The 3,392-nt window shown below is 68.6% G+C and carries 2 protein-coding genes; both read right to left on the bottom strand.

Going from position 1 to position 3,392, the window contains the following annotated elements:
* Nucleotides 1-128 precede the first annotated feature (128 nt).
* Nucleotides 129-842: a tRNA (adenosine(37)-N6)-threonylcarbamoyltransferase complex dimerization subunit type 1 TsaB gene (tsaB, locus tag AC1DJN_RS21295; RefSeq protein WP_025877742.1), complete on the bottom strand. Its 714-nt coding sequence runs from the start codon at nt 840-842 to the stop codon at nt 129-131.
* A gap of 9 nt (nt 843-851) precedes the next feature.
* On the bottom strand, nt 852-2,900 hold the full coding sequence (locus AC1DJN_RS21290) for a DNA repair helicase YoaA (RefSeq protein ID WP_442252407.1): 2,049 nt from the start codon (nt 2,898-2,900) through the stop codon (nt 852-854).
* Between the last annotated feature and the right edge of the window lie 492 nt (nt 2,901-3,392).

Raw genomic sequence — 3,392 nt, 5'->3', positions numbered from 1 at the left:
GGCGTAAGCGCCATGGACGGCGCGCCCGAGCCTACATGGACGTATTCACGGCGCCCCCTGCGCAGCCCACCCGCCCGGCCAACCCACGGCTTCTGCTGTCAGCGACCCACCACCCCGCCACGAGGGGCTCAGCCGTTGGCCTTCGCCTTGGCATCCCGCGCCGCCTGCTGCTCGACCAGCGTCAGCGCCACGTTGTCCCGCAGGTACGCCGGCTCGACCTTCTCCGGCGCAATGCCTTCGCCGCGCGCGAACGCCGGTACCGCCAGTGCCAGCACATCCGCTGCACGTGGCAGCGCCGTTGCATCGAAGCGGCGCAGGCCAGCCCCCAGCTGCGCGACCAGCGCGCCCTCGGCCGCGGCAAACCCGGTGCCGACGCCGTAGACGGACGCAGCATCCGGCAACGACACCGCCGCCGGCACGCACACGCGCTCGGCATCCCGCGCCACCGGCAGTCCATCCACGCGCTCGAAGCGTGCCACGTACAACTCGCCCATCCGCGCATCGATCGCCGACAGGATCTGCTTCTCTTCCACCGGCGCGCGCAGCGCCAGCACCTGCAGCGTCGACACCGGCAGCAACGGCCGATCCAGCGCCAGCGCGATGCCCTGCGCCAACGCGATCGCCAGGCGCACACCGGTGAACGCACCGGGACCACGGCTGAGCGCGATGCCGTCCAGCTGGCGGCGGCTGATGCCGGCCTCGGCCAGCAGCTCCTCCGCCCACGGCAGGCTCAGTTCGGCATGCCGGCGGGGGGCGATCTCGAAGCGTTCCCGTACCTGCCCATCGACATGCAGGGCTACGGAACAGGCTTCGGTGGCGGTTTCAAAGGCGAGCAGTTTCATCGGATCGGGTCAGAACAGGGGGAACGTGGCGCCGGGAGCCGGCTCCGGCCCCGCCACGGCAGCGGTCGGGGCAGCGGCATCCGCCACGGGCGCCCATTGTGGCGCAAAGAAGGCCTGCACATCGGCCAGGGCCCGGGTTCGCCGGAACGGCGGCAGCGACTGCAGGAAGACCTTGCCATAACCCCGGTTGAGCAGGCGCGGGTCGCACAGCACCAGCACGCCACGGTCGGTCTCGCTGCGGATCAGGCGGCCAACGCCCTGCTTCAGGGCAATCACCGCCTGCGGCAACTGCTCGTCGCGGAAGGGATTGCCGCCCTGGGTGCGTATGGCATCCAGCCGCGCTTCGTACACCGGATCATCGGGCGTGGCGAAGGGCAGCTTGTCGATCACCACCACGCTCAATGCCTCGCCGACCACATCCACGCCCTCGCGGAAGCTGGCCGAGCCCAGCAGCACGCCATTGCCGGATTCGCGGAAACGCTGCAGCAGGGTCGCGCGCGGCGCTTCGCCCTGCACGAACAGCGGCCAGGGCCCATCACGCAGCGCCTCGGCCGCCTCGCGCAGCGCACGATGCGAAGCAAACAACAGGAACGCCCTGCCCTGCGACGCCTGCAGCACCGGACGCAGGACCTGGATCAGTGCGGTTCCGAAACCGCGCGCAGCCGGATCCGGCAGGCCTTCAGGCAGGTAGCACAGTGCCTGCTCGGGCCAGTTGAACGGACTGGGCTGTACCAGCGTCTGCGGATCATCCAGGCCCAGGCGCGTGGCGATGTGCTCGAAGCCACCGCCAACGGTCAGCGTGGCGGAGGTGAAAATCCATGCGGCATGGCTGCGCTCGCGATGTTCGCGCAGCGGTGCGGACACATCCATCGGCGTGCGCTGGCAGCGGAAACCGCGCGCGGTCAATTCATACCAGAGCACGTCACCAGCGACGGCGGTCGCTTCTGCAGGATCGGCATCGAAGTCGAGCGCGGGTTCTTCATCCCCCAGCCAACGGCCCAGCCGCGAAATCGCCTCACGTGCGCGCGCATGGCAGGCATCGAGGCCAGCAGCGGCTTCGCGCAGCGGTTGCAATGCCTGCTCCAGCACCACCAGGCTGGACATCACCGCATCGAAACCCTCGCGTACCTGCGGCATTGCCAGCGCGCGCCATTGGGTGCCACGCGCTGGCAGCCCCTCCATCGCAGCACGCAGTGCAGACAATGCCTGCTGCAGATGATCGACCGGTTCCTGCAGTGCAGACTGTGCGCCACCCACGCCGCGCGCTTCAACCAGGCAGTCACGGCCCAGTTCCTGCCAGGGGCGCATGCCGAAGCCTTCGCCGAAGAACTGCGCGGCCAGTTCGGGCAGCTGATGGGCCTCGTCGATGACGAAGGCCTGCGCACCGGGCAGCAGTTCACCGAAGCCCTCCTGCTTCAGCGCGAGATCGGCCAGCAGCAGGTGGTGGTTGACCACGACCAGATCGGCGGCCTGTGCACGCTGGCGGGCCCGCACGACGAAACAGTCATCCCAGAACGGACACTCGTTGCCCAAGCAGTTGTCGACGGTGGAAGTGACCATCGGCAGCAGCGGCGAGTCGTCGGCCAGGCCATCGAGTTCGGCGATATCGCCTGATTCCGAGCGGCCGGACCAAGCCAGGATGCGCTGGAACTGTGCCGCCTGTTCCGGGCTGGAGAAGCGCGGCTCGCCGCGTGCCTGCTGCAGGCGGTAGCGGCACAGGTAGTTGCTGCGCCCCTTCAGCAGCGCGCTGCGCACGCCGACGCCCAGTGCCTGGCGCACGCGCGGCAGGTCACGGTGGTAGAGCTGGTCCTGCAGCGCGCGCGTGCCGGTGGAAATGATGGTGCGCATTCCGGACAGCAGCACCGGCACCAGATAGGCAAAGGTCTTGCCGGTGCCGGTACCGGCTTCGGCGAGCAGCAGGTCGCGCTGCTGCATCGACGCGGCAATGGCCTCGGTAAGGCGCAGCTGCGCAGGACGCGGGACGAACGCATCCAGATGGGAGGCGAGCGCGCCGCCTTCGCTGAGGGCTTCGCGGCTGGCATGGACAAGGTCGGACATCAGGTGGAAAGGATACCCGGCCGGGCGTTGCCCGGCACCCGTTTCAGGCCAGAGCACAAGCAAAAGCAACGGCAACAGCGTTTGTTCATGGCTCTGGGTTGGACTGAGGGCTGGCGGGGGACTGTGGGTTTGCGGGGACGCCGTAAACCCATCCCTGGGGGGTTGGCCGCGGCATCCATGCCGCGGACACCCCGCAAACCCACAGCCCCCCCCCTTCGACAGTTTCCCGGTGACGGAATGCAAAGGCAGAGCGGAAGCGGTTGGTGTAACGGAGAAAGTAGAAGGGGCCGGATCCGTTCTCCTGCGGAAAACGGATCCGACCCCGCAGCGAGTGCGCGCAGCGCGCGACCCGCTATTGATTTTCTTTTTCTTTTCCGTGGCTGGCCGCACACGGAAACTGTCAGAGGCCGGGCAGGTTGGGTTCGCGGGGGTGTCCGCGGCATGGATGCCGCGGCCAAGCCCCCAGGGATGGGTTCACGGCGTCCCCCGCGA

The organism is Stenotrophomonas sp. 05L414_2 (assembly GCF_056397905.1).
Note: the sequence above shows the minus strand (reverse complement) of the source record. Positions and strands in the feature narration are given on the sequence as shown.